Source organism: Vibrio sp. 10N.261.52.C11 (assembly GCF_041471405.1).
Classification (GTDB): Bacteria; Pseudomonadota; Gammaproteobacteria; order Enterobacterales; family Vibrionaceae; genus Vibrio; species Vibrio crassostreae_C.
In genome coordinates this window covers 97,835-120,616 of sequence record NZ_JBFROI010000033.1, presented here as the reverse complement: position 1 = coordinate 120,616, position 22,782 = coordinate 97,835, and the positions used below count along the sequence as shown (strand labels likewise).

Here is a 22,782-nt window from a genome sequence, read left to right as displayed (position 1 = left end):
ATTATTAGGTAAATATTATGACTACAAAAAATACAAATATCGACTTTTCAAAATTCGCTGATTTAAGCCCATTTGAATTAAAAGACAAATTAATTGAAGTTGCTCAAGCAGTGCCAGACCGTGCTTTACTAGACGCAGGTCGTGGTAATCCAAACTTCTTAGCAACATTGCCACGTAAAGCATTTATTCGTTTGGGTGAATTTGCAGTAATGGAAGCGGAACGTAACTACGCTTACCTCGGTGGTGATTTCGGTGGTATCCCTGATGGCGTGGGTATCGTTGAGCGTTTCGATACGTTTACTAAAGAATACTCAAACGACAAAGGTGTTCAGTTCATCGAGCGCGCACTAAGCTACGCAAAAGATCGTCTAGGCATCCAAAAACAAGCGTTCCTAAACGAACTCGTTCTTGCTTACCTAGCGTGTAACTACCCAGTACCACCACGTATGTTGACTAACATTGAGAAAGTGGTGAAGCAGTACATTGCAGAAGAGATGTATGGCCCAATTCCAATGACCACGGACTTTGACTTGTTCGCAACGGAAGGTGGTACGGCATCAATGACCTACACATTCCAAACGATGTTCAACAATGGTCTATTGAAAAAAGGCGATAAAGTGGCGCTAATTACGCCAATCTTTACCCCTTACCTAGAAATCCCAGAGCTTTCTGAGTACGAACTAGAGATCGTTGAACTGCGTCTTGATGAGACCACTTGGCAGCTTCCAATGTCTGAAATCGAGAAACTGGCAGATACAGACATCAAACTACTTTGCGTCGTTAACCCTGCTAATCCAGCATCAGTGAAATTCTCTGACGAGACTCTAGAGAACCTAACAAACTTTGTGAATGAGCAACGCAGTGACCTATTCATCATCACTGATGACGTATACGGTACATTTGCCGATGACTTCGTTTCTCTATTTGCAAAACTACCATACAACACACTTTGTGTTTACTCGTTCTCTAAGTACTTTGGCGCAACAGGCTGGCGTTTAGGTACCATTGGTATCCAACACAAAAACGTATTTGATGACGCACTAAGTTCTTTCAGCGAAGAAAAACAGTGTCAACTTGATGACCGTTACAAAACACTGACTCCAGAGCCACGTGACATTAAGTTCATCGACCGCATCGTTGCGGATAGCCGTAGCGTAGCCTTGAATCACACTGCCGGTCTATCTCTACCGCAACAAGTGCAAATGGCGATGTTTGCTCTAACTTGCCTAATGGATTCTGAAGGTAGCTACAAAGCAGCATGCAAGCGCATCATTCGTGAGCGCTATACAACTCTATACACCAACATGGGGCTAGAAGTTGAAGAGAACAAAGATCGTGTGGACTACTACACACTACTAGAGTTAGACACTCTAGGTGGCAAACTATACGGTCAAGAGTTCGTTGAATGGTTCAAAGCAAGCGGTAAAGGTAAAGATTTCTTATTCCGTCTAGCTCACGAAACTGGTGTTATTTTACTACCAGGAAATGGCTTCGATACTGTACATGCGTCGGTTCGCGTATCTCTGGCTAACCTGACTCACCATGAGTACGAACTGATTGGCCGCGCAACTCGCAAGGTATTGGACGAGCACTTCGCTGAGTTTCAAGACGCATAAGTTCAAGTCTGGCTTAGAATCAAATACATGATTTAAAGCCGATGACGTCCAACTCATTAAGAATAAGCCTCGGCGATGTCGAGGCTATTCCGACCAAATAAGCACAGTGGTTAGATCGATAAAACTTCCTATCTTGATGTTCCGTTGTGTTTATTTAGTCGTCTTATCCAAGTATTCAAATCCATTTCAAACTGAAAGAGCGACGCATGAAAAGCATTATTTCTATTCAATCTCACGTGGTTTACGGGCATGCAGGAAACAGTTCTGCGGTTTTTCCAATCCAAAGAATGGGACTCGATGTGTGGCCAATCCACACTGTTCAGTTCTCTAATCACACTCAATATCAACAAGGTTGGACCGGGCAAACATTCGGCTCAGATGATATTCGAAACTTGATTCGAGGCTTAGACAACATCAACGTACTGAAAGACTGTGGTGCGATCCTATCGGGTTATCAGGGAAGCGCAGACCAATGTAAAGCGGTTGCCGAGTCGGTTAATTTAGTTAAAGAAAAGAACCACAGTGCACTCTATGTTTGTGACCCTGTAATGGGTGACCCAGATAAAGGTTGTATCGTTGAGGATGGCGTTAGAACCGCCATTACTAAACACTTGCTTCCTATTGCCGATGTTATAGTGCCAAACCAATTTGAACTAAGTGAATTGACCGGCATTAAAATCCTCTCCCTTTATGACGCGGTTACAGCATGTAAGAAAGCATTGGAGCTTGGTCCAAAGATGGTGCTCGTGAAGCATCTTCACTCATTACCCGATGACGCGTTCAGTATGATTTTAGCAACGAAAAAGGCATGTTATTTAGCCCAACGACCGAACATTGAATTTGCTCAACAACCGGTTGGTGTCGGTGACCTTATCTCTGGCCTGTTTACCGCAGGGTTAATAAAGAGAATGTCTCCCGTAGCTGCATTCCGACATGCAAATAACGCGGTCTATGGTGTGTTGGAGCTAACTAAAAGCTATGGCACTTGGGAGCTACAAACAATCAATGCACAATATGAATTTGTAGAGCCTACCCACGATTTCAACGTGGTCAAAATCGGGTAGAGCGTTTAACTCCGATAGTGGTGGAGGGTGTACCTATTCGATGGGTCGCATCCTACAAACGAGATTACGAGCTAAGACTAAACCTAGCTATATTACTCCCAGAAAGAGACGGACTTCACTTTATCCCTATTTATTAACTTCTCTGTTTATAGCTGTTCTTTTGATTAAACAGAGTCTCTGAATCATTTTAGAGAACATTAAATGAGCCTAATTATGAACCGTCTAATTTCCTCGGGTTTTACCGTTGCTTTGTCATTACTTGTAGTGGCATGTAGCTCACCCCACACGTTGGATGTACGCGTACACAAAGACAATTACAAAGAAGTGGTTGTAGAAGAAGCGATATCAGTAAAAGAGCCATTGCGTATGTGGGCGAGTGAGAACCCAGACTTCTTATACTCTCCAATCGATCAAACAACGCCAATTAAAGTGTCAGGTGAGCAACTAAATATCTTAGCTTTGTCAGGAGGCGGCGCGAACGGAGCCTTTGGAGCCGGTATTTTGATAGGGCTGGAAGAATCTGGCCAATTGAAAGACTACTCAATAGTTACTGGCATCAGTGCAGGAGCGCTAATGGCACCATTTGTATTCATCGGCGGAGATGCATTTCCGAAGATGAAGGAGGTGATGTTAAACATCAATGACAAATCAGTGCTCGGCAAAAAGAACTTTTTAAACACCGTGTTTAAAGATGCTTTTACTGACGGTAAAAACTTGAATCAATTTATCGCTCAGGCGTTCCCTGAACCGATGATCGAGCAAATTGCTGCGCGACACCGCAACGGTAAGCGTTTGTTTATTGGTAGCACACACTTTGATTCTGGAGAGCTTGTCATTTGGAATGTGGGCGCAATTGCAAATAGTGACATGCCAGATAAGTCTGAACTTATATATAAGGTTTTAGCAGCAAGTGCTTCTATTCCTGGAGTCTTCCCACCGCAGTTTATCAATGTGAAGTACGAAGGTAAAAGTTATGAAGAACTTCACGTCGATGGTGGTTTAGCCGCTCAAGTATTTTTCAATCCATCTAACTTCGACTATCAGCAGATCTCAGATGCTCTTGGGTTAGAAAAACCACCACAGCTCGATGTTATTCGAAATGGAGCACTGAAAGCGCCGTACCACTCGCTGAGAGATAAGGGTCTAGATTTAGTAGCAAAGAGCGTATCAAGCCTGACTCTTGCTCAAACACGTGGTGATTTATATCGAATGAAATACATCTGTGAAATCAACAACATTGATATGCAATTTACTTACATCGAGCACGACTTTGGTTACGCCAAACGAACCAAAGACATGTTTGATGAACACTATTTATTAACCATATACGAATATGGTTATCACAAAGCAACTCAGGGCAAACCTTGGGTAACAGAATTACCTTAATTTAGGGATATCGTAAAATGAATAAAACAGCTTTAGCGCTACTTATCATGGCAACGTCTAGCGCTGCCATGGCACAAAATGTGACCTCAATGGAACAGCAAAAAGTCGATAACGACATGCTACAACTGGCCGACGTTCAACAAGAAGCGGCGTTGTTCATGGTTGAAGAAAATTCAGATTACGTGGAGATTGACTACATTGGTCAGTGGGTTGACGTGAACAATTACGTCACACACAAAGAAGCTAAAGAACGCCAGCTTCAAAAGACCACCAAGAAATACATTTACTCGCAAACAGGTGAAACTCTAGAATCCATCGAGCAGCGAATTGCTGAGCATATTCAAGTGGACCAACCTAGATATTTCAGTGTCGATGTTTACCGTAATTACCACGGTGATTCTGGGGACTTTAACTATCTAGCTCGAGTTATCGAATACATTTAAGTTATTCGTTTGATATCAACGATAAAACCTACTAGCTTAAGTAGGTTTTTTTGTTTCAAATTGACGAATTATTTTCACTAATATTATTCTGACAAAGTAGATATTTCGCCAACCTGTGATAATTTAAATACATAACGATTAAAAGTAAGCACAACAACATGAATTTCAGCATTGAACAACTTCTCGCGTTCGTTACCGTTTATGACCAACTCTCTTTCAGCAAGGCAGCAGTCAAGCTTAACAAGCACAGAACGACAATCGGGCAGGTTATAACTAACCTTGAAGACCAACTCGCGGTAAGCCTATTTGAAAGGGTTGGACGCTCTGTAAAGCCGACAGAAGATGGTCATCATCTTTACCACTACGCTAAGCAAACGATTGAACAGGCACGCACTTTCGACAAGGTAGCCTTGAGCTTGTCTTATGGCGGTTTGGAAAACATTACTTTTGCTTATTCAAGTGTGATACCTCATCAAATCCTTGTGGATATTCGAAAGAAGTTGCGTCGTGATTTCCCGATGATGCGAGTGAATTTTCTTGTACGAAATAAAAAAGACATTAAGCAAGGCCTTCAGAGCGGTGAGTATCATTTTGGATTGGTCAACGTGCATGACAGTCGTGGAATACACAGTTTTGATGCCACCTTTTTAGGCCATATAGAATTTTTTCCTTTCGTTCAAAAAAATGGTGAGTTTTCATCTTTGGCAAAAGAAGATGTACTTTTAGCGCTAAGAAATGCGAAGCAGTTTGTCTTAAAATCCTTCATTGAAGAAGGAATGTCCGAAAAAATAACCGTTAGTTCTGACAATGAAGAAGTCGACCAATTAGCGCTAGTTATCAAAATGGTTGAAGCAGGTCTAGGATGGGCACTTCTACCAAAAACGTTCGCTCATTCTGAATTTTCGCATTACGACATCGAACCTATACAATCGTCTGAAATGGAACAAGGATTTAAATTTGGCTTTGCACTATGGTGCCCTCATTCTAAACAAATTAGCGAAGTTAAGTCATCAGTATTATCAGTTATCAAAGAAAACGTAGAGCGATTGCTAAAGCGAGATTAATGAACCAATAACACAGTTTACTTGTTCACAGAGGCTCATTTATATGAGCCTTTTTCGTATTTGTCATCTTTAGAATGATTTGATTTTGTAGGGCTAGATCCTCCATATGAGAGTAGGGCAATACCACAGTTTGACCTATTCTAACCTTGTCGATTAAGGACCCCTTTATTGGCAATAAGTGTTTAATTTCTATGTTTATTGCAAGGAAGCAAACTTTCGGCCGGGTTTTATTACCCGGCCTTTTTTATTGAGGCCAATCTTATGAATCGCTGCGGCGGCTTTGCTCTTTTTTCTTACTCTTTGCTTACGATAACACCTTCCTTTGCATCGTTTTATGATCCTGTTGATAATCAATTTGATATGGGACATCACATTGCAGAAAATGCAACGGGGTTTTTACCTATACCTATACTAATTACCGAGCCAGCGGTTGGTTATGGTGGTGGTGTTGCTGGGTTGTTTTTACACGAGGGCGAAGAAGAAAAACGAATCCGTAAAGAAGCAGCGTTAAAGGCTATTGATGGTGGTGCGCAACTTGTCCCATCTGCGATGAGTGTTGTTGGTGCTTTAGGAACAGAAAATGAAACCTGGTTTGTTTTTGGTGGCCACAGACGTTCATGGATGAATGATTCAATTCGTTATACCGGTGGCGGTGGCTTTGGTGTTGCGAATTTGGATTTGTACACATCAATCAACTGGGGCCCCATAGATCATGACCTTAGAATAGGCACGTCAACTTCGGTAGCCGTACTTTCACAAAAGGTGCAGTTCCGGATTGGGCATACGCCTTGGATGTTGGGAATAAAGCAGTTATTAGCTAAGTCTGAGATTGAATTTGATAACATGGTTTTAGACCGAATTTTGGGTAACGAATCGGTTACTTCTGGTTTAGGGTTGGAGGCTGAATATGACACAAGAGATAATTTATTTTATCCAACCAAAGGTTACAAATTGTCTGCAGATTACATGGTGTACGACGATGCGATTGGCAGTGATTACAATTACCGAAATTTGAACATAGATGGCGAAGCCTATATCCCAATTACCAATAAATGGACGTTAGGCTTGGCTGCAAATTATCAAAGCTTCGAACAGCAAGACCTGTTTGTAGCACCCACAGCGAAACCGTACGTGTCGTTACGCGGGGTGTCATCTTATCGGTACCAAGGAGATGAGATTGAAACAATTCAAGGCCAATTGACGTATAGCATCACTCATCGTTGGAAGGTGTCTGGGTTTTACGGTTCAGGGGTTGCAAAGCAAGATAACGGCATAAGCCACGACAGTACCGTCAATGCCGGAGGTGTCGGCTTTCGATACCAAATCGCGAGACGTTACGGTTTGCACCTTGGGATGGATTATGCGCAAAGCCATGAAGAACGCGCTATCTACTTTAACGTAGGCAGTGGTTTCTAGAACAACGGAATAGGTTAAATTTTTCCAAGAAAAAAGGCGCTAATTAGCGCCTTTTCGTTTTCTATCACTTTCTTACAGTAAGATTACTTCTTACGGCAGAACTCAGCGATTACGTACATTGATTGACCGCCGTTTGTTTTACCAGAAACAAGCTTAGGATCGTCACCAACGCTGATGCCACGAATAACAGTACCTTGCTTAATCACTTGGTTAGTACCTTTGATTGGCAGGTCTTTGATTACTGTTACGTCGTCACCTTTCTTAAGTTCAACGCCATTCACATCAAGAGGCTTGTCATCAGCAGACATGCCGATTTGTGCCCAAACTGATGTTTCTTCTTCAAGGTACATCATGTCTAGCGCGTCCTGAGCCCAGCTTTCTGTGTTCAGACGAGTAAGTTGACGCCATGCCGTTACTTGAACTGGCGCTTCCTGGCTCCACATGCTGTCAGTCAGACAACGCCAGTGGTTGATATCTTTAGGATCGTCAATCTCACCAAGACATTTGTCACATACCATGATGCCGTGATCCACTGTTACGTGGCTGTGTGGCGGCACTGCGTATGCAGTAAGAGAAGAATCAGAACCACATAGTTCACATTTAGATTGGCAGCGTTCTAGCATAGTAGCTTCAGAAGACATAATGGACTCACATTTATTAGGTATTAAATTACGGGGTTATTATCCACTTTATTTACAATAAAGAAAGAGGTCGTACGGTATTCTGTCTTGATTAATTTTAGCTGAGATCAACCATTTGTGTTTTAAAGTTTTATGCAAACGGTTAACTAGGGAAATTGTTCGAACGACAGATACAAAAATGCCAGCGGTTAGGCTGGCATTTGGTTTAGTGAAAAGCTTAAGTCTTAGTTATTCCAATAAAGCATCCGGTGCTGCTGCATCAAGGCTATCCGATTCTAAGAAATCAGCTACTTGAGCTCTCATTGATAGGGTATGAGTGGCATCAGAAAGGTCTGCTTGCGGTCCGATGATCGTTGAGTGTTTAGCTATTTCGTTATATTGAACAAACACACGATTCCCAGTTGAAGGGCTAGCTTTTGTTGAGTCAGTCAATCCTAACGTCGAATCTAACCCTTCAGAGCCAACAAATGAAGCCGTATATGATAACGGTGCACCATTATCATCATTGCCATTGTTTGGTACCGTTTCATCATTTTGCGACTGGATCAACAACGTTGGATAGCTAGAGCTAATTGATGACTGGTCCTCAGTGTTTGCTATTGAATGTGGATCGACCGTGTCAATAAGGGTTTGAGCGGCGACTTTAAATGCAACTAATTCAGTTTCAATTGCTGCGGCACTAGTTGGATTTTCCTTAGCAAAAGCGGTATAGCAATCGCCATCTTCAATGTCAGCCGCAGTACAAGCTGAAGCCACTGAATCCCGATACGTTGCATTTAACTGTTTAGCTAGATTGTGTTTAATTTCGGGGCCAAAGGTTTCCGATGCGAAGAGTAATTCAGCAATGTGCCCACCTGAATTAGCATATACCGCCGAGCTAAATTTATGTGTACCAGCAATTTCAGATGTAGCTACTGACGTAAATCCAGTAATACCGCCCAATGAGTGGCCCATAAATTTAACGGTTGTGTCTTTTACATCAACTCCGGCTAATGGTGTACCAGTAAAGTCATTCCCCACTTTTTCAAGTGCCATACGAAGACCTATTACATCAAGTGCACTTTGACGGATGTTGTCACGCGCAACGGGCAAAGCGCTTAGATTCAAGTAGTACAGAGCATTATCGTTAGTTGAAATAGCACCTCCGGCAAGTGAACGAGACCCATGAATAGGGTGGTCAATTGCAATGACAGCAAGACCTTCAGCCGTTAAGTTTGCCGCAAACGCATACGCATTCTCTTTTACAGAGGTAATACCGTGTTGGTAGATTACAACCCCGGTTATTGGGTCAGTCACAGGAGTAAACAAAAGCACATCAACAGCTTCAAGTGATTTAATTTGTGGTATTGGTGAATACTGAGTGACAATGCGATCACTATCTAGAGCTGTTCCACTTGCGTCCTTTGTGAGTGTTTTTCCCATTAAAGTCGTGACATCAGCTGCGCTAAGGTTTGTTGGGTCTAATCCTAATTTAACCAACTCTCCACCAACGAAAGAACTTGTAGAGTTATCCGTTAGTGCGCTTTTTATAACCGCTAAACTGTCCAATGCTGATGCAAATGGCGTTGTAGAGAACTTAGTTGGATCGGTTTCCAAGAAATATGGGAGTTGAACAGTACCTTTAGTCACGTTTACCGACGTAGTGCTGATACCAGCGTTAGAGTAAAGGAGATTTATCCCTCCAATCAAAGTGGCATTTTCTGTTGCATCGTCATCGGCAAGATATTTTTTAAAGTCAGCATCTGCAGCGATTGCTGTAGCAAATGGTGTTGTTGATGAGGAATCTAAACTAAGATTGTAAGCGTTTGTCAGATCGATATTATTTGGGTTTGCGCTGCCATTCCAATAAGTCGAAAGTGGGGCCCCAGCATCAATCATTCCGCCAATCAACGATGCTGTAGAGGCAAGAACATCACCAACAGAAGTTGTAGTAAACCAAGCTGAATACACAATCTTTTCCGCATCAATACCAACAGCGGCAGCTATAGCTTCTTGACCTTTAATTAAAGTTTGCGCACTAGCTAAGTCACCGGTTGAATAAGTTTTAGTGGCTGTTTTGAGAGCCGCATAGCTTTGCGATGTACCTACTGGGTTACCATTTACATCTGTAACGTCATCAGTAACAACAAGCAAATATTCAGACTTCTCATCAAAAGGAGTATTAGGTGTAATTGCTAGGTTTGAGCCTACTTTGTAAACTTTGTATTCAGAGCTAGCAACAGGTGTTGGTACTTGAGCCGCTGTGGATGTGTCTGTTAGCTTTTTAGAAAGCTTCAACAATGTCACTCCGGAAGTAACAACTCCAGGAGTATCACCAAAACCGTCGCCTTCAAACTCGATGTAAATTGGCATGCTGGTCGAAAAACCATCGGCATAATTTAATGCTGCTTTTGGGTTAGAAATGCTATCGTCGCCACCTGTTGGGATCGCTAACGTGCCATCTGTAGAGTCAAATAATAGGTTATTGCTTAAAGGAACTGATGCATTACTACCTTGCAAGAGCATTTTTTGAGTTGTCGCTCTTGCCAAAGACGTTTCTAGATAGGCTTCAAGTTGTTGGTTACTTGTTACCGAACTTTCGGTGTTGTCGCCACAACCTGCTAGCAGGATCGCTGAACATAGTAGAGAGATCTTAAAGTTACGTTTCATGATACGATCCTGATTTAGTTAAAAGTGTAGTTAAGCTGAACTGAAGAAAGGTAAGCGGTACCTTCTGCTTCGAAAGTCCTTTCTTGCTGAGCGCCATTTGTCTCAGTGAACTCACCGTCATCACTTACAACAAGTGCGAATCCTGCATCGACAGTCATATTTTCGCTCCAAACATAAGTGAAGCCAGCGCTATACCACATACGATCACTATCAGGAATGCTTAAAGTTGCTTCACCAGCTTGTTCGTCATAAGCGTAACCAGCTCTTAATGTCCACTTACTGTTTAGTTGGTACGTTGCGCCTAGTGAATATCGATTGTTGTCTTCATATTTTTCAGGTTTGTAGAAGCACTGACCTGCTACACCGTTGTCAGTACAATCTGGACTTGTTGCTTTTAACTCCTTAAAAGTACTCCAATCAGTTTGTTGCCAACCGTAGTGAATTGCCCATTGTTCGTTAAGTTGGTGAAATGCTGAAAGCTCCAGAATAGAAGGAAGCTCGATTTGAAGACGACCATCAACCTTGGGAGATGTTGCTCTACCTGAATCGTAGCTGGTAAATTCACCGTCATCGAAATCAAGATCAACAGAAGAGCGGTAAGCGATACTAAAGCGATTGTTTTCGTTCAGCTCATACATCGCGCCAACATTCCAACCATAGGCAAATGTTTCACCGGTCATGCCTATAAGTTTGTCAGATGGATTTCCACCAACAAAGTTAGCGAGCTCGCCTTTATGGCGAGTAAGTTCAGCTTCCGCGTACACAAGGTTTAAACCTGCACCAACGCTAAATGATTCATTCACGCGATACGCAATATTTGGATTTAGATTTACAGATAAGAGCGACGTATCACCAGCCATATCACCTGCCGAGATGTCATCAGGGTAATCCGTAGCAACACCATAATTGGTGAACATACCGATACCCCAAGCCCATTTTTCGTTGATTGGGCTGATGTAATATGCGGCTGGCACGACTTGTAATGGAGCAACATCTTTTGAATGCTCGTTAGCGTCAACGTCGTAAACGTTAACCTCTGGATCAACGATAGAAACCGCGCCTGAAAATTGGGCTGTATCAAATAGGGTCATTGCGGCGGGGTTTCTCGCTAGTACACTCGCGTTATCGGCTACAGCGCCTTCACCTGAGAATGCGCGACCAAGACCTGAGGCAGAATGCTCAGCAACTTGGAAACCAGCCGCAAGTGAGTTACATGCAAATAGTACTGAAAGTGAAACAAGAGAGCGTTGTATTGTTTTCATCCTTGACCCTCCTAGGGCATCGAATTTCGTTATTATGGTTTGAAAACACACTGAGCATTTTTGGTGTTGAAGCTCTAATGTAAATGGTATGTTAAATTCATGTTTTATATAAAGTCAAAGAAAGAGTTGTTATTTTGTGAGGTTATGTTTTAAAGGGGCGGCACTTTAACATCGATAATATAAGTATAATCAATAATTTATTCGTGGTTGGAGGTGTGACCAGAGTGTTTATGCATCGTTGCGGTATAAATAGTGTTCAATAGCTCAATATGTAACAACTTTGTTTCTGTTTACCACCATTCGCTAAATCGGCATAATATCGACACTCGTTAGAAGTCATTAAATTGGAATTTTAAGTTTGGAATTACTCGCGATAGAGTTTCTTGGAAAACCGCTTCGTTTAGAAGGATCAATGGCAGGGTGGCAACAGTTGTATTGGGATAACACTTTGGTATCTCAATTAGATGCGACCACAGACCAAGAAGACGCCCGAAAACACGAATTTACACTACGCGCTGGCGAAGAAACGTTGCAGTGTCACGTTGAATCGACCGTTCAGTGGCAACCGTTTGAGATGACGTATAAAGCGTCGGTGAATGGGCAAACCATTACCGAAGGCAATCGAAACACCAAAGATATTGAACAACAAACTCCTGTTGTCGCTCCTAAACCAGAGAAGCGTTTTAGCTTAATTGGGTTGGTGTCGCTTGGTATGAAAGCGCTTAAAAGCGCCAAGCTAATCAAGGTCGTACTTGCTTCTGCGAGTTTAGCGGCCTATTCATGGTTGTTTTCAATTCAGTTCGCTTTGGCCTTAATCGCCTGTTTAATGTTCCATGAGTACGGTCATATTAGAGCGATGAAATACTTCGGCATGAAAACCAAAGGGATCTATTTGATACCATTTCTTGGTGGCTTGGCGTTATCCGATGAAAAGATTAATACGCGTTGGCAAGATGTGGTTATCTCAATCATGGGGCCATTGTTCGGCCTGATATTGTCGTTAGTATTTATGGTGCTGTATTGGGCGACTGGCGAAATGTTCTTTGCCGGCCTTGCAGTATTTAATGCTCTATTAAACCTGTTCAATCTATTGCCGATTTTGCCTCTCGATGGCGGACATGTTCTTAAAAGTATCAGTTTCTCGATGAACAGTGTGCTTGGCATTGTACTTTGTGTCGCGGCTGCCGTTGCTGGTGTGGTATTGAGTTATCAGTTGAATTTAACCCTGTTTGGTTTCTTATTGATCATGGGCAGTGTTGAAATACTGTTTGAATGGAAAGGACGTCATCACAGTCACTTGTTACCGTTAGACAAATACGGGCAAGTCGTGTCGTTCGTTTGGTATGTAGGTTTAGTGAGCAGTTTGATTGGTGTTATCTGGTATTTTGCATCTACTGGTGATCAGCTATTAAGCCTACCATTACAAATTCTTGGTACTTAACGAGTGAGTTTCTGTTGTTGGAATTATCCAGCTGCTTAGTGCACTTGAACTGTTAGCAAGCAAGAAACTGAAAATGCCCTAACCAATATGGATAGGGCATTTTTGTATTTACACCAGCTAGGCGATTCTTACTTAGATTACGCTTTGCAATTTGGTCTTGGTGAACCTGATTGAGGAAGCGTTTTTATCGTTGCTTGTAGATCTTTAATACGCGTACTGTGGGAAGGGTGCGTAGAAAGCAACTCTGGCGGTTGATTACCCCCTGATGCTTTCGCCATGTTTTGCCACAAGTTGACACTTTGGTTTGGATCGAAACCTGCTTGAGCCATATACTCTAAACCAACAACATCGGCTTCAGACTCTTGAGTTCGCCCATACGGTAGAATAACGCCATATTGAACGCCTAACCCTAACGCGGCCATCGTCATACCTTGATACTGTTTGTATTCTGATGCACCTAACGCAACGTTAGTAATAGATAAGCCCGTATTAGCGATTTGAGACTGAGAAAGGCGCTCATTACTGTGGTCCGCTAAAACGTGTGCCACTTCGTGACCGATAACCGTCGCGAGTTGGTCTTGATTGACTGCAACCTTGAGTAACCCTGTGTATACACCGATTTTTCCGCCAGGTAGGGCGAATGCGTTCACTTGATCACTATCAAACACAACAACTTCCCATTCACTAAAACCTTGTTTAGGAATATATTGAGTGATGCTGTTCGCTACGCACTGTACATAAGCGTTAGTTTTGGCATCTTTGCTGATGGGTTGTTCTTTTTTCATTTGTTCAAAAGACTGTGCTCCAAGCTGAGACATGTCTTTATCTGAAAAAAGCAGCAATTGGTTTCTGCCTGTCGGAGAAGCGCTACACGCGGTTAGGCCTGTAAGTGTGAGAAGCGAGGCAAACTTCATCCATGACGTCATACAATATCCTCTGTGTATTCGGTTTTTATGCATGTTAACATCAACTTGCGTAATAGCTAAGGGCTGTAAGATAACTAACAGCGGTAATATAGAAAAAAGCTATGCACGCGATAACAAGATCAATAATTAAGGAACCTATATGAGTATTTGGAAAAAGCCCGTTGACCTAGATACCTTCAACGCGACCTCAAAAAATACCTTAATTGAACACCTCAACATTGTTTACACCGAAGTAAATGACAATTCTTTGGTAGCAACCATGCCGGTTTGTCACTTTACGCACCAACCACTGGGTATGCTTCATGGCGGCGCATCGGTTGTGCTAGCAGAAACGCTTGGCTCATTGGCTGCAAACTTCTGCGTACCAGAAGGCTATTATTGCGTTGGGCTCGATATCAATGCGAACCACGTAAGGTCAATGCGTGAAGGGCATGTCATTGGTACTGCTGAGCCTATTCACTTGGGCGTCTCTACTCAAGTATGGCAGATCAATATCACTGATGATCGTCAACGCTTAGTTTGTACCAGCCGTTTAACCATTGCCGTTAAGAAACATAAGCGATAACAGACTAGGCAGTCGTACGCTGGTTTTGTCTTTAGAAGAAGTAATCAGTACTTAGAACAAGCAATCAGTATTTAAAGAAGTAACCCGAGAAGCCCATGGTCATAACGTTTAAAAGTGGAAAAGTCATCGCAACCGCACATGAATTGGTTGTTCGTTTAGATGGGGAGCATAGAGTCACGCTGCAAGCCCAAGTTGATGCAATTCAATTGATCGGAAAAGGGGCAAATGTTATTTCAGCTAACGGTTCTGAGTGTAAATGGTCGATAAAATTAGACGATGAACAGCAGCTCCGTGAAATCGCTAATGAAATTGGCTGCGATGTAATGTAATCCTTTACGGTAAAGGCACTTAACCCTTAAGATTGAATAACATCTTAGGATGTCGTACTCATAATTCACAATAAAATTGTGTCAGTAATATTGATTTTACGCCATAAAATAGGGAAACTGAATTCAATGTCCTTTGAATAAGTTTTCCTCTTTATGAGCAGCCCAAGACTTCGCGTTCAATTTGAAACCCTGTTTGAATACTTCGATGGTAAAGATTCTGATGTTCAACTCGACGACATCACGGATGTGCTTTGTTGTACCCGTCGTAATGCCCGAATGGTACTCAACAAGCTTGAAGAAGAAGGGTGGGTAGAATGGTTACCTGCAGCAGGTCGAGGAAAGTTATCTCAACTTATCTTTAAACAGAATCGTTGTGATGTCAGCGAGAACTTAGCAAGACGCTACTTGCAGGAAGGAAAAATTGGACAGGCGCTGTCAGTGCTTGATCACAATGCTGCCAAACTCACGCAAGTTATTCAAAACTACTTGGGCGTACAGTATCAAGAAGGCGAACAAGTTATTCGTTTGCCTTATTACCGGCCGCTTTCAATGCTTAACCCAACCAAATCGATGCGTCGTTCAGAGCAACATATCGCTTGTCAGGTATTCAGTGGGTTGACTCGTCTAGATGAGAATGACCAACTTCAACCCGATCTTGCTCATTCATGGCAAAAAATCAGCGATTACCAATGGCGATTCTTCTTGAGACCCGGTGTTCGTTTCCATAACGGGGAACCTCTGTTAACCAATCATGTTGTGGATACACTGCTTGCACTCGAACCTCTCAACATGTTTTCGCATATCAAAGATGTCTCTTCACCTGCAAATTGTGTCGTAGATGTTTTTCTCACACGTCCAGACAAGTATTTTCCGCTTGCGCTAACGGAATCGGTCGCTAAAGTTACTTTACCGATCACTTTACGTGGTGAAGATTACGATATTCGACCGATTGGAACGGGACCTTATCGCATTGAAAAGAACGACGAGAAACAACTCGTGTTAACCGCTTTTAATGGGTACTTTGGTTTCAGACCGTTAATTGATCGCGTTGAAGTTTGGGTGGTGGATGAGGCTTATTCTTCAATGGTTTACCCAAGCCTATCTAAGCCTGTTATGGCCGACCGTGGCGATAGCGATGAAGTAGAACTCGATCCTGGCTGCACGTATTTACTGCTCAATAGAAAGAAAGGTATTGCACAAGATCCCGCATGGGCACAGTTTTTATCTAACGCATTGAATGCGGCGGATCTGTTTGTTCATATTCCAAAAGAGACTGTTATCGATTTGGGCGTGTTACACGCTTATGGGATAAAACCCGGTTGGTATGACATAAAGTTGAAGGTGCCAGTTTGTCCACCAGAAAATTCCAAACCAACGATAAGATTGGCGTATCAATGCCAACATCCAATGTTTCCAACGCTTGCCAAGGCGATTGTCACGATGCTGAAGCAATACAACGTCGATGTTGATCTTTACGGTTACGAAACCGATCCTCCACACGCTGATGATGTCGATATTTGGATTAACCCTATGGGTATCGCTAATAACAGAGACGACGCTTTAGCCGGTTGGCTAATGGACTACAGTTTTCTTGATGAATCTAGCCCGGCAGAAGACTTCGACCAATGGTGTCACATGATTGACCGTTGGCGTTCTGGTGAATTCGAGCAATTCCCAGCACGACAGTTAGGTAAACAACTGGTCCAAAGCAATCAATTGATCCCGATGTTCCATTGCTGGTTAGGCGTTAATAAAGATCAATGTGGTACGTTGCAAAACGCGAAATGTAATGCATTAGGTTGGTTCGACTTTAGCCAAGTTTGGGTGAAGCCTGACGTTGATTGAAATCCAAGAAAACTCAATTAGGACCAAATAACTCATTTAGGAAAAACGATGCAAACTCTGATGGTTACATTTATTACGCTGGTGGCATTTGCTGCGAATTCAGTTTTGTGTCGCTGGGCCTTAATGGATCAAACGATCGATCCTTTGAGCTTTTCGATCGTTCGCATCTTATCTGGTGCGCTTACGCTTCTGATTTTATTAACTTTGTCTTCCCAATCTAAAGCTAGACGTGTGTTAACAAACAACACATCGCTATACACAAGGTTAAAATCACAGTTTCAATTCACGTCAATACTGTCACTGCTCGTGTATATGTTTGGTTTCTCGTTTGCTTACTTAGAGCTCGGCGCAGGTCTTGGTGCTCTGGTGTTGTTTGTCGCAGTGCAATTTACGATGATTGCCGCGCACCTGTTTTCTGGAAACAGAATGTCGCTCATTGAGTGGGGCGGGTGTTTGTTATCTGTGGCAGGGCTTGTTTATTTGTTAATGCCAACGGAATCGACTCAAGCACCCGACTTAGTTTCTATTATCTTGATGTCTCTGGCCGGAATTGGGTGGGGCATTTACACATTGGCAGGAAAGAAATCGTCAAACGCACTGCAATCGACCACCGCTAACTTTGGATTCAGCTCGCTAGTTATCCTTGTGGCATTGAGCTTATTAGTTTTAATACCTAATGCATTAACGCAAGTGTCTATCACTGAGCAAGGTTTGATTTACGCGGTTATATCGGGCTCTGTGGCTTCTGGTATCGGTTATAGTTTGTGGTATTACGTAGTGAAAAAACTGAATACCGTGGTTGCGTCTATTGCACAGCTTTCTGTTCCAGTTATCGCGACACTTGGTGGCGTATTACTGTTATCTGAACCTGTCACTATGCAATTTATAGTCTCATCAACCGTTATACTTCTTGGGATAAGCTTGGTTCTTGTCGCACCTAAACTTAAGAAATAAAGAGTTCAATCATTAACTTCTATGGCTAAACCAAACAAGAAACAACCGACCAAGACGGTTCAGATTTTCTGTGCCAAATGCAAAACGCAGCTTTTTAAGTATCGGAAAGGTGGCAAAGGTGCACTCGTGAAATGTTTTAAGGAGCGTATCGTTGAAGATTTCACGACAAAACCATGTGTGTGCCCTGAATGCGGGATTGAATTTGCGCGAGACACTTTGGTTCGAGGTACGCCAGCCTACAAGTTTGTTGGTGGCAAGGTAACGATGAAATAACCCGTCACGATGAAACGACCAATCATTATAAACGAGAAAATAATGTTGAAACTAAAAATGCCACAGCACAGTTTGTGTGTGGCATTTCAACGTTGCTTTTGATACTCAGAGTAAAGAATTGAGCTCAGTAAGCTCTGACACGCCCTTGAAGCTTAAGAAGTAATAGCGAAACAATTGCGCCCGTCGTATCACACAGCATATCTTTCTGTGCATCCCAAATATCGCCTTGTGAACCAAGGAATGCGATACCTTCATCACCACCTGCAATCTCCGCGTACCACCACTCGATGATTTCATAACCTGCAGCAACACTCATGATCGCAAATAACGCAAAGAAACATGCCAGCACCGGTTGAGCCAGTTTTTTACGAATCAAGTACTCAGCGAGTGGGTAAGCATAAAGGCCAATAGAGAAATGCGCGACACGGTCAAAGTTATTCCGTTCTGAACCTATCATGTTATTGAACCAATCAAATGGCACTTCCGCGAAGGTATATTTTGCGCCTATCGTATGCAAAATCAGCCAGATAAACATCAAAACGTAAGCTGTCTTAGTGAAGGTGAGCTTTGTTGATAACCACCAAATACCCACCAATATCGCGAGCGCTGGGACAATTTCGGCAATCCACACCGCTCTTGAAGAGGGAGCGAACGCTGAAAATAGAAACACAGTCAGATACAGCGTCGTCAATGACAGCAATGGTCGATTTTGAGCAAGTGGCGTGATTGTCATATCAAGATCTCTCGTCGAAGTTTTTAATAGTGTTACACAATAATGAACAGTGTTCAATTGGGTCTTAATCACCAGATTTGTTGAAAAGTGGTGTTATCGCCCAGTATCTAGACAAACGGTTGCTAGAGTTTCACAAAAGTTTGATTTACAACAAAGCGATCCTTAAAATCGCTCTATTACTACATAACAAGAAAGAAAGTCATGAAACTGGAAACTGTCGATTACCTTGCTGACGACGCAGCAGAACAATTTGTTCGCTCTCTACGTGAAACTGGTTTTGGTGTTCTTAAGAACCACCCAATCCCGAAAGAGCTTGTTGAGTCAATTTACGAAAACTGGTACCAATTCTTCATCTCTGAAGAGAAAGAGAACTTCCACTTTAATGTTGAAACACAAGATGGATATTTTCCACCTTCAGTGTCTGAAGTTGCTAAAGGCCACACTGTAAAAGACATCAAAGAGTACTTTCACGTATACCCTTGGGGCCAAATCCCTGAACAGCTGAAAGAACAGATTCTAGATTACTACCAACGTGCGAATGCTTTTGCTCAAGAGCTGCTAGGTTGGGTTGAAGCTCATGCTCCTAAAGAAGTACAAGAGAAATTCTCTATTGCGTTATCAGAAATGATCAACGGCAGTGAACAGACTCTGCTTCGTGTTCTTCACTACCCACCAATGCAAGGTGATGAAGAGCCAGGAGCAATCCGCGCTGCAGCACACGAAGACATCAACTTACTGACGGTTCTTCCTGCTGCAAGCGAGCCGGGCCTTCAAGTTAAAGCTCAAAATGACGAGTGGCTAGATGTTCCATGTGACTTCGGTAACATGATCATCAACATCGGTGACATGCTTCAAGAAGCATCTGGTGGTTACTTCCCATCGACAACTCACCGTGTAATCAACCCATCAGGTGAACGCCAAGAGAAGTCTCGTATCTCTTTGCCTCTATTCCTTCACCCGAAACCAGAAGTAGTGCTATCTGAAAAGTACACAGCAAACGAATACCTAATGGAACGTCTAAGAGAGCTTGGCGTTATCTAGTCAGTTCAATGCTTCGTCCCTAAAATTGGGATAGATGTGAAAGGTCAGCTAAGTCGCTGACCTTTTTTGTATCCGTACCAAAGAATTGCGGCTTTATTACTAACGGTTGTATTCAACGAAATGGTACTCAGTTTTGACGATAAAAGGTGCCTTTAAGCCAAACGTTAGAAAGTTGTTTGTCCTTAAGCTCGACAAATCTTAGAAAATCGCTTTCAATTAAAGAAGATACGCAACGGATGCGAAACAGGTTACTTATAGTATCCACAGTTCTAGAAATCCATTAATTCAGAGAAGCTAACTGAGTCAACTATGTCGAATTATCAAGATGTGAGAGCAAACTTTCATTGCCATATGGAAAACCCATTGCTTTGGCCGATAATGGAAGTGCTTAAGCAAAAGCCAAGCGGATGGAAAGTACACACATTGGCAGCTCATCTGAACGATCTTGGGTTTGTGCCAGTGTTGGATGCTGTGCCTGAGAAAGAGTTGTTTAAAAAGAACTTCCTTATCATGAATGCGCTTTATCAGCTTCAAGAAACCTTACACCCAGATGGTTGGCTCCAAGTCCAAGCGATGGACATCGAATTGATGAATGGTCGTTATCACGGAAGCAGTCACAGCATCGATCATCAAGACCCACTTCGAGAATACTACATTAATTGGGTTAACTATGAAGCGGATGAAGGTGAAGTCAAAAGGCTGTTGAACGAATTTTGGACTCGGTATAGAAAGTATGTGGGTGGTGATGAACTCGATATGGATCGAAGTCGAGCATTGAACCTGTTTGAGTTACCTTTAGGCGCGACACACCATGAAATTAGAAAACGTTGGCGACAACTGGCATTGAGATGGCATCCGGACAGAGACGAAGGCAACACCGCAAAATTTCAGACGCTCTGTGAAGCATGGCATGTATTAAGAAGCTCATAATCGAGAGGCATTTCTAGCTGTCTAATTGCTCAGAACCCTAAAACGGAAAGCCCCACATTGTGAGTGATACAAGTGGGGCTTTGTCGTCATTACGTTATGTTTTGGGTAACTACGTTATGTGCTGTAGCGACTTAAGTTATTGGTGTTAGGAGTGATCTTTGCTCTCGCCACTTTTATGTTCAAAGGCATAGTCGAGTACTTTACGGATATAAGGCGCACCGACTTTTGAACCGCCGTTACCGTGTTCAATGACCACAGTTGCGACATATTCAGGGTGTTCATACGGTGCGAAAGCCGTGTAAAGCGCATGGTCAAGCAAGTGTCTAGCGAGTTTCTTCGAGTTGTAGACCTGGTCTTTCGCAAGATCAAAGACTTGTGCAGTTCCTGATTTACCGCCGCTCGTGTATTCAGTTCCCTTAAATGCACGTCTGCCGCTGCCTCGATTACCGTGGTTTACGAGTCGCATCGCATTGATTGGCACATCCCAAATTCTATCCGGTACTTCGGTGATTGAGGGCATTGGCTCCGGTTCGACAAGTTGTTGTGTACTGAAATCTTCACCATGATCTAAGGTGGCTCTTAAGATATGAGGTGGCATCACCTTACCATGATTAACCAATACTGACGTTGCTTTAGCAAGTTGCATAGGTGTCGATGTCCAATAACCTTGGCCAATACCAATCGGAACTGTGTCACCCTGATACCAAGGGGTGCGATAACGCATCATCTTCCATTCTCGAGTCGGCATGTTGGCGGTACTTTCTTCATAGATATCAATGCCTGTCGGTTCACCAAATCCAAATCGGTTCATCCAACTTGAAATTCGGTCAATACCCAAATCGAAAGCGGTTTGATAGAAGAATGAATCTACCGACTCTTCAATGGCTTGAGTGACATCGACAGGTCCGTGACCCCAACGTTTCCAGTCACGCCACGATTTAGAGTTTCGTTTAGAGCCAGGAATTCTCCAAACGCCATGGTCGTTACGGATGGTATCTTCAGAGATGACATGTTCTTGCAGTCCTGCCACAGCCATAAATGGTTTAACGGTTGAGGCAGGAGGATAAACGCCTAGAGTGGTGCGGTTAACCAACGGGTGAGCCGGATCATTCAATAAACGTTGGTAGTTCTTACTCGAAATGCCGTCGACAAATAGGTTAGGGTCGTAACTCGGGCTTGATGCCATCGCCAACACGCTGTTGTCTTTCGGATCGAGAATAACCGCGCTTCCAGTTCGGTGATCAAGTTGCTCAAAGACGTATTTTTGCAGCTCAAGGTCAATATTTAACACGATATCTTTACCAGCTACTGGCGGCACGTACTCAATGGTTCGGACTATTCGCCCACGGCTGTTTACTTCGACTTCTTGATAACCTTTGGTGCCGTGCAGAATATCTTCGTAATAACGTTCAACACCCAGTTTTCCTATGATTGTTGTAGCTTGATAATTCGCTTCTATCCCTTGTTCTTCAAGCTTTCTGAGATCGCTATCATTGATGTGCGCCACGTAACCAAGAACATGGGTAAGCACCTCACCATTCGGGTAAAAACGCTTTAAGCTGGTATCGATAGATAAGCCGGGGAACTGGTACTGGTGCACGGAGAACTTGGCGATCTCTTCCTCCGTTAAGTTCTCTAGAATAGTCACAGATTTAAAACGGCGGGTGTTGTGATAGCGTTTTTTGAAACGAGCGATCTGCTCTGCATCACGGGGGACATATTTGTCTAGCTTGGTGAGCATTGCATCGACATCATCGGTTTGCTCAGGAATCATGGTTAGATCAAAGACAAGCTTGTTCTCTGCAAGCAACACGCCGTTACGGTCGTAAATAAGTCCACGAGTAGGGGCGATAGGTAATACTTTGATTCTGTTGCCATCGGCACGAGTTTGATAGCTTTTAAAATTTTCAACTTGAAGTCGGTATAGATTGCCGACTAAGACAAGAGTGAACATCAAGATCCCACAAAACGCGACGATTACGCGGTTTTTGAATAGGTTCACTTCGATTTTATGGTCACGCATCTTAACGCGTTTATGATTCATTGAAGCCTCAAGGGTCTGTTACATTTGGTTACACTTGTCGAATCGGGACTTTATCTGAATATCACTAGGGTTTTGTAAAAGCTGTGTCATGTTTTGAGGGATCGACAGCATTAGATGGCGGTAAACAGTGCCTTTAATTTTCTCATTACAAAAGATGATA

At 42.8% G+C, this 22,782-nt stretch carries 20 protein-coding genes; 14 read left to right on the top strand and 6 right to left on the bottom strand.

The window, feature by feature from the left end:
• Positions 1-17 precede the first annotated feature (17 nt).
• The 6 genes from AB4323_RS13810 (at position 18) to AB4323_RS13785 (ending at position 6,989) form a co-directional block, all read left to right on the top strand.
• The gene (locus AB4323_RS13810) at positions 18-1,616 is read left to right on the top strand and encodes a bifunctional aspartate transaminase/aspartate 4-decarboxylase (RefSeq protein WP_372099350.1); all 1,599 of its coding nucleotides are present in this window, start codon (positions 18-20) and stop codon (positions 1,614-1,616) included.
• Between the two features lie 206 nt (positions 1,617-1,822).
• Entirely contained in the window at positions 1,823-2,680 is an 858-nt protein-coding gene (gene pdxY / locus AB4323_RS13805; RefSeq protein ID WP_017060057.1) for a pyridoxal kinase PdxY, read from the top strand.
• Positions 2,681-2,893: 213 nt separating this feature from the next.
• Positions 2,894-4,066 carry a patatin-like phospholipase family protein gene (locus AB4323_RS13800; RefSeq protein ID WP_017060058.1) on the top strand — a complete coding sequence of 391 codons (1,173 nt, stop codon included), beginning with the start codon at positions 2,894-2,896 and terminating at the stop codon, positions 4,064-4,066.
• A 17-nt stretch (positions 4,067-4,083) separates the two neighbouring features.
• The gene (locus tag AB4323_RS13795; RefSeq protein WP_017060059.1) at positions 4,084-4,509 is read left to right on the top strand and encodes a hypothetical protein; all 426 of its coding nucleotides are present in this window, start codon (positions 4,084-4,086) and stop codon (positions 4,507-4,509) included.
• Positions 4,510-4,667: 158 nt separating this feature from the next.
• Complete coding sequence (locus AB4323_RS13790) at positions 4,668-5,573, top strand: LysR family transcriptional regulator (RefSeq protein ID WP_016767437.1); 906 nt, start codon at positions 4,668-4,670, stop codon at positions 5,571-5,573.
• A 261-nt stretch (positions 5,574-5,834) separates the two neighbouring features.
• The gene (locus AB4323_RS13785) at positions 5,835-6,989 is read left to right on the top strand and encodes a BamA/TamA family outer membrane protein (RefSeq protein WP_372152725.1); all 1,155 of its coding nucleotides are present in this window, start codon (positions 5,835-5,837) and stop codon (positions 6,987-6,989) included.
• Positions 6,990-7,072: 83 nt separating this feature from the next.
• Here the strand turns inward: AB4323_RS13785 and AB4323_RS13780 are convergent, their stop codons facing one another.
• The 3 genes from AB4323_RS13780 to AB4323_RS13770 form a co-directional block, all read right to left on the bottom strand.
• Positions 7,073-7,630, bottom strand: coding sequence for a PhnA domain-containing protein (locus AB4323_RS13780; protein ID WP_017060062.1), 558 nt, complete (start codon positions 7,628-7,630; stop codon positions 7,073-7,075).
• A gap of 228 nt (positions 7,631-7,858) precedes the next feature.
• The gene (locus AB4323_RS13775; protein ID WP_372128969.1) at positions 7,859-10,279 is read right to left on the bottom strand and encodes a VolA/Pla-1 family phospholipase; all 2,421 of its coding nucleotides are present in this window, start codon (positions 10,277-10,279) and stop codon (positions 7,859-7,861) included.
• Between the two features lie 14 nt (positions 10,280-10,293).
• Positions 10,294-11,541, bottom strand: coding sequence for a porin (locus tag AB4323_RS13770; protein WP_050654485.1), 1,248 nt, complete (start codon positions 11,539-11,541; stop codon positions 10,294-10,296).
• Positions 11,542-11,899: 358 nt separating this feature from the next.
• Between AB4323_RS13770 and AB4323_RS13765 the strand changes: the two genes are divergently transcribed.
• Positions 11,900-12,982 (top strand): site-2 protease family protein, encoded by a 1,083-nt coding sequence (locus tag AB4323_RS13765; RefSeq protein ID WP_017060065.1) that lies wholly within the window; start codon positions 11,900-11,902, stop codon positions 12,980-12,982.
• A 137-nt stretch (positions 12,983-13,119) separates the two neighbouring features.
• Here AB4323_RS13765 and AB4323_RS13760 read toward each other — a convergent pair whose 3' ends face one another.
• Positions 13,120-13,908: a M48 family metallopeptidase gene (locus AB4323_RS13760; RefSeq protein ID WP_248641440.1), complete on the bottom strand. Its 789-nt coding sequence runs from the start codon at positions 13,906-13,908 to the stop codon at positions 13,120-13,122.
• A gap of 139 nt (positions 13,909-14,047) precedes the next feature.
• On the opposite strand from AB4323_RS13760, the gene AB4323_RS13755 reads away from it, so the two are divergent.
• The 5 genes from AB4323_RS13755 (at position 14,048) to AB4323_RS13735 (ending at position 17,874) form a co-directional block, all read left to right on the top strand.
• Entirely contained in the window at positions 14,048-14,473 is a 426-nt protein-coding gene (locus AB4323_RS13755) for a hotdog fold thioesterase (RefSeq protein ID WP_017060067.1), read from the top strand.
• 95 nt (positions 14,474-14,568) lie between these two features.
• Entirely contained in the window at positions 14,569-14,802 is a 234-nt protein-coding gene (locus AB4323_RS13750; protein ID WP_017064605.1) for a DUF3389 domain-containing protein, read from the top strand.
• Positions 14,803-14,955: 153 nt separating this feature from the next.
• A complete protein-coding gene (locus AB4323_RS13745) occupies positions 14,956-16,647 on the top strand; it encodes an SgrR family transcriptional regulator (protein ID WP_372152723.1) in 1,692 nt (563 codons plus the stop codon).
• A 48-nt stretch (positions 16,648-16,695) separates the two neighbouring features.
• The gene (locus tag AB4323_RS13740; protein ID WP_102398369.1) at positions 16,696-17,601 is read left to right on the top strand and encodes a DMT family transporter; all 906 of its coding nucleotides are present in this window, start codon (positions 16,696-16,698) and stop codon (positions 17,599-17,601) included.
• Between the two features lie 21 nt (positions 17,602-17,622).
• On the top strand, positions 17,623-17,874 hold the full coding sequence (locus AB4323_RS13735) for a hypothetical protein (protein WP_017060071.1): 252 nt from the start codon (positions 17,623-17,625) through the stop codon (positions 17,872-17,874).
• A 124-nt stretch (positions 17,875-17,998) separates the two neighbouring features.
• Here the strand turns inward: AB4323_RS13735 and AB4323_RS13730 are convergent, their stop codons facing one another.
• Complete coding sequence (locus AB4323_RS13730; protein ID WP_017067299.1) at positions 17,999-18,607, bottom strand: DUF2238 domain-containing protein; 609 nt, start codon at positions 18,605-18,607, stop codon at positions 17,999-18,001.
• A 201-nt stretch (positions 18,608-18,808) separates the two neighbouring features.
• On the opposite strand from AB4323_RS13730, the gene AB4323_RS13725 reads away from it, so the two are divergent.
• Together AB4323_RS13725 and AB4323_RS13720 are read left to right on the top strand one after the other, a co-directional pair.
• Complete coding sequence (locus tag AB4323_RS13725; protein WP_017060073.1) at positions 18,809-19,648, top strand: isopenicillin N synthase family oxygenase; 840 nt, start codon at positions 18,809-18,811, stop codon at positions 19,646-19,648.
• Positions 19,649-19,957: 309 nt separating this feature from the next.
• The gene (locus tag AB4323_RS13720; protein WP_029235236.1) at positions 19,958-20,578 is read left to right on the top strand and encodes a DNA-J related domain-containing protein; all 621 of its coding nucleotides are present in this window, start codon (positions 19,958-19,960) and stop codon (positions 20,576-20,578) included.
• 145 nt (positions 20,579-20,723) lie between these two features.
• On the opposite strand, the gene mrdA is transcribed toward AB4323_RS13720, so the two are convergent.
• Complete coding sequence (gene mrdA / locus AB4323_RS13715) at positions 20,724-22,622, bottom strand: penicillin-binding protein 2 (RefSeq protein WP_017060075.1); 1,899 nt, start codon at positions 22,620-22,622, stop codon at positions 20,724-20,726.
• Positions 22,623-22,782 lie beyond the last annotated feature (160 nt).

Coding starts and splice junctions, on each gene's coding strand:
- AB4323_RS13810 (WP_372099350.1), top strand. CDS start 18: ATGACTACAAAAAATACAAATATCGACTTTTCAAAATTCGCTGATTTA.
- pdxY (WP_017060057.1), top strand. CDS start 1,823: ATGAAAAGCATTATTTCTATTCAATCTCACGTGGTTTACGGGCATGCA.
- AB4323_RS13800 (WP_017060058.1), top strand. CDS start 2,894: ATGAACCGTCTAATTTCCTCGGGTTTTACCGTTGCTTTGTCATTACTT.
- AB4323_RS13795 (WP_017060059.1), top strand. CDS start 4,084: ATGAATAAAACAGCTTTAGCGCTACTTATCATGGCAACGTCTAGCGCT.
- AB4323_RS13790 (WP_016767437.1), top strand. CDS start 4,668: ATGAATTTCAGCATTGAACAACTTCTCGCGTTCGTTACCGTTTATGAC.
- AB4323_RS13785 (WP_372152725.1), top strand. CDS start 5,835: ATGAATCGCTGCGGCGGCTTTGCTCTTTTTTCTTACTCTTTGCTTACG.
- AB4323_RS13780 (WP_017060062.1), bottom strand. CDS start 7,630: ATGTCTTCTGAAGCTACTATGCTAGAACGCTGCCAATCTAAATGTGAA.
- AB4323_RS13775 (WP_372128969.1), bottom strand. CDS start 10,279: ATGAAACGTAACTTTAAGATCTCTCTACTATGTTCAGCGATCCTGCTA.
- AB4323_RS13770 (WP_050654485.1), bottom strand. CDS start 11,541: ATGAAAACAATACAACGCTCTCTTGTTTCACTTTCAGTACTATTTGCA.
- AB4323_RS13760 (WP_248641440.1), bottom strand. CDS start 13,908: ATGACGTCATGGATGAAGTTTGCCTCGCTTCTCACACTTACAGGCCTA.
- AB4323_RS13755 (WP_017060067.1), top strand. CDS start 14,048: ATGAGTATTTGGAAAAAGCCCGTTGACCTAGATACCTTCAACGCGACC.
- AB4323_RS13750 (WP_017064605.1), top strand. CDS start 14,569: ATGGTCATAACGTTTAAAAGTGGAAAAGTCATCGCAACCGCACATGAA.
- AB4323_RS13745 (WP_372152723.1), top strand. CDS start 14,956: ATGAGCAGCCCAAGACTTCGCGTTCAATTTGAAACCCTGTTTGAATAC.
- AB4323_RS13740 (WP_102398369.1), top strand. CDS start 16,696: ATGCAAACTCTGATGGTTACATTTATTACGCTGGTGGCATTTGCTGCG.
- AB4323_RS13735 (WP_017060071.1), top strand. CDS start 17,623: ATGGCTAAACCAAACAAGAAACAACCGACCAAGACGGTTCAGATTTTC.
- AB4323_RS13730 (WP_017067299.1), bottom strand. CDS start 18,607: ATGACAATCACGCCACTTGCTCAAAATCGACCATTGCTGTCATTGACG.
- AB4323_RS13725 (WP_017060073.1), top strand. CDS start 18,809: ATGAAACTGGAAACTGTCGATTACCTTGCTGACGACGCAGCAGAACAA.
- AB4323_RS13720 (WP_029235236.1), top strand. CDS start 19,958: ATGTCGAATTATCAAGATGTGAGAGCAAACTTTCATTGCCATATGGAA.
- mrdA (WP_017060075.1), bottom strand. CDS start 22,622: ATGAATCATAAACGCGTTAAGATGCGTGACCATAAAATCGAAGTGAAC.